1 protein-coding gene and 1 pseudogene are annotated in these 3,547 nt (G+C 69.6%); both read left to right on the forward strand.

The window, feature by feature from the left end; genetic code table 11:
• Positions 1-69: 69 nt before the first annotated feature.
• Positions 70-1,434, forward strand: a pseudogene (locus tag AB0H87_RS39595) (alpha-amylase family glycosyl hydrolase); the annotation flags it as partial.
• Between the two features lie 41 nt (positions 1,435-1,475).
• Positions 1,476-3,509: a 1,4-alpha-glucan branching protein GlgB gene (gene glgB / locus AB0H87_RS39600; protein WP_360158276.1), complete on the forward strand. Its 2,034-nt coding sequence runs from the start codon at positions 1,476-1,478 to the stop codon at positions 3,507-3,509.
• Positions 3,510-3,547 lie beyond the last annotated feature (38 nt).

The raw sequence follows: 3,547 nt of genomic DNA on the forward strand, positions 1-3,547 counted from the left end.
TTGGCGCCACCGCGCATCTGACCATTGCCGAGGGTACGGAGGCCGTGGCGCTGGCGCGGGTCAAGTCAGGAGTTCTTCCCGCGGTCGGAGGGCGCGGTCGTCGGTGACGGGCACAGCCGGCACGGCACGTTCGAGACCGCGCAACAGCGGCTGCCGGGCGTGGCCAAGATGGGCTTCGACGTCCTCTACCTGCCGCCGATCCACCCGATCGGCCGCGTCAACCGCAAGGGCAAGAACAATGCCCTGGTCGCGGAGGAGGGCGACGTCGGCTCGCCGTGGGCGATCGGCTCCGACGAGGGCGGGCACGACGCGATCCACCCGCGGCTGGGCACGCTCGACGACTTCCGCGCGTTCATCGCCAAGGCGGCCGAGCACGGGCTCGAGGTCGCGATGGACCTCGCCCTGCAGTGCGCGCCCGACCATCCCTGGGTCAAGGAACACCCGGAGTGGTTCACGACGCGGGCCGACGGCAGCATCGCGTACGCCGAGAACCCGCCGAAGAAGTACCAGGACATCTACCCGTTGAACTTCGACAACGACCCGGAGGGGATCCGCCAGGAGGTGCGGCGGGTCGTCCTGCACTGGGTCGCGCAAGGCGTCAAGATCTTCAGGGTGGACAATCCGCACACCAAGCCGGTCAACTTCTGGCATTGGTTGATCGCGGAGGTCAAGGCCGTCGATCCGGACGTGCTGTTCCTCGCGGAGGCGTTCACCCGCCCGGCGATGATGAACGGGCTCGGCAAGATCGGCTTCAGCCAGTCGTACACCTATTTCACCTGGCGCACGACCGCCTGGGAGATGCGCGAGTACTGCGAGCAGCTCGTCGCGGCGGCCGACCACATGCGGCCGAACTTCTGGCCGAACACGCCGGACATCCTGCACGAGACCCTCCAGCACGGCGGGCCGCCGATGTTCAAGATCCGCGCGGTGCTGGCCAGCCTGCTGATGCCCTCATGGGGGCTGTACGCGGGCTACGAGCTGTTCGAGCACGTGGCCCGGCCCGGCGCGGAGGAGTACCTGGACAACGAGAAGTTCGAGCTGCGCCCGCGGGACTGGGCCGGCGCCGAGGCGGCGGGCCGCTCGCTGGCCGGCTTCCTCGGGCGGCTCAACGCGATCCGGCGCGACAACCCGGCGCTGCACTGGCTGCGCAACCTGCGCTTCCACGAGATCGACAACCCGGCGCTGCTGTGCTGGTCCAAGCGCGACCCGCGGGTGGACAACACCGTTCTGGTCATCTGCTCGTTCGATTCGGGCGGGGTCCAGTGGGGCAACACGACGCTGGACATGCCGGCCCTGGGCATGGACTGGCACGAACGGTTCGTTGTTACGGACCAGCTCACCGGGGGCACGTACGACTGGGGCCAACGCAACGCGGTCCGGCTCGACCCGTTCCTCGAGCCGGCGCACATCCTCTCGGTGCGGCCGCGTCGGTGAGGCGAGGGACCGCGCCATGCGGCGTGGGGTGAGGTAGGGACATGGACGAGCTGATCACCGGTGCGGCGCACGATCCGCACGCGACCCTCGGCGCGCACCCGCGCGACGGGAGCACCACGATACGGACGTTGCGCCGCGGTGCCGACCAGGTCGCCATCGTGGTCGGCGACGAGCGGTACCCGGCGTCGCGCGTACACCCGGATGGGGTGTTCGAAGCGACCGTGCCCGGGTCGGTGCTCGACTACCGGGTCGACGCCGACGGGCGCGTGTTCGACGACCCCTACCGGTTCGGGCCGACGATCGGCGAGCTCGACCTGCACCTGATCAACGAGGGCCGGCACGAGCGGCTCTGGGACGCGCTCGGCGCGCACGCCCGCGACGGCGGCGTCTCGTTCACCGTCTGGGCGCCGAGCGCGCGCGGGGTCCGGGTGATCGGCGACTTCACCGGCTGGGGACCCCACGACGGCTGGCCGATGCGCTCGATGGGCAGCAGCGGCGTCTGGGAGATCTTCGTGCCGGACGCGGCGGTCGGGCACCGCTACAAGTACCGGATCCTGGGCGGCGACGGCGTGTGGCGGGAGAAGGCCGACCCCCTCGCCCGGCGCACGGAGGTGCCGCCGCGCACGGCGTCGGTCGTCGACGAGTCGTCGTACGACTGGAAGGACGCCGAGTGGATGGCCCGGCGGGCGTCCGCGAAGCCGCACCAGGAGGCGATGAGCGTCTACGAGGTGCACCTGGGCTCGTGGCGGCCCGGTCTCGGCTATCGCGAGCTGGCCGACCAGCTCACCGAGTACGTCGTGGAGATGGGCTTCACGCACGTCGAGTTCCTGCCGGTGATGGAACACCCGTTCGGCGGGTCGTGGGGCTACCAGGTCACGGGCTACTACGCGCCGACGGCCCGGTTCGGTGACCCCGACGACTTCCGCTATCTGGTCGACCGGCTGCACCAGTCCGGGATCGGCGTGCTGCTCGACTGGGTGCCGGCGCACTTCCCGCGCGACGAGTGGGCGCTGGCCCGGTTCGACGGGACGCCGCTCTACGAGCACGGCGACTGGCGGCGCGGGGAGCACCCCGACTGGGGCACGTACATCTTCGACTACGGTCGCCGCGAGGTGCGCAACTTCCTCGTCGCCAACGCCCTCTACTGGTGCGGCGAGTTCCATGTGGACGGTCTGCGGGTCGACGCCGTCGCGTCGATGCTCTACCTGGACTACTCGCGCAAGGAAGGGCAGTGGGAGCCCAACCAGTATGGTGGGCGCGAGAACCTCGACGCGATCGGGTTCCTGCAGGAGGCGAACGCGACCGTCTACAAGCACCACCCCGGTGTCGTGATGATCGCGGAGGAGTCGACGGCCTACCCGGGCGTCACCTGGCCCACGTCCGGCGGCGGGCTCGGCTTCGGGTTCAAGTGGAACATGGGGTGGATGCACGACACCCTGCTGTACGTCTCCAAGGAACCCGTCCACCGGCAGTACCACCACAACCAGGTGACGTTCTCCATGGTGTACGCGTGGTCGGAGAACTACGTGCTGCCGATCTCGCACGACGAGGTCGTACACGGTAAGCGTTCCCTGCTGTCCAAGATGCCCGGTGACCTGTGGCAGCGGCTGGCCAACGTCCGGGCCCTGCTCGCGTTCATGTGGGCGCATCCGGGCAAGCAGCTCCTGTTCATGGGATGCGAGCTCGGGGACGACGAGGAGTGGAACGAGGAGCGCGGGCTCAACTGGTCGCTGCCATCGGATCCGCAACGGTCGGGGCTGCAGCGGCTGGTGCGCGACATCAACGTTCTTTATCGGGGGGCGCCCGAGCTGTGGTCGCAGGACACCACGCCGGCCGGGTTCCGGTGGATCGTGTCCGACGACGCCGCCAACAACACGCTGGCGTTCATCCGGCTGGCGCCGGACGGGTCGCCGTTGGTGTGCGTCGCGAACTTCGCGGCCGTACCGCACGAGGACTACCGGATCGGTCTGCCGCGGGGTGGGGCCTGGGTCGAGGTGCTCAACACCGACGCCGCGGACTACGGCGGGTCCGGGGTGGGCAACCTCGGTACGGTGACGACTCGGAGCCGGCGTTGAAGCCGAACCAGCCGAACCACAGCAGGCCGGCGCCGAGC

The sequence above is a fragment of the Asanoa sp. NPDC050611 genome, from assembly GCF_040654855.1.
Lineage (GTDB): Bacteria > Actinomycetota > Actinomycetes > Mycobacteriales > Micromonosporaceae > Asanoa.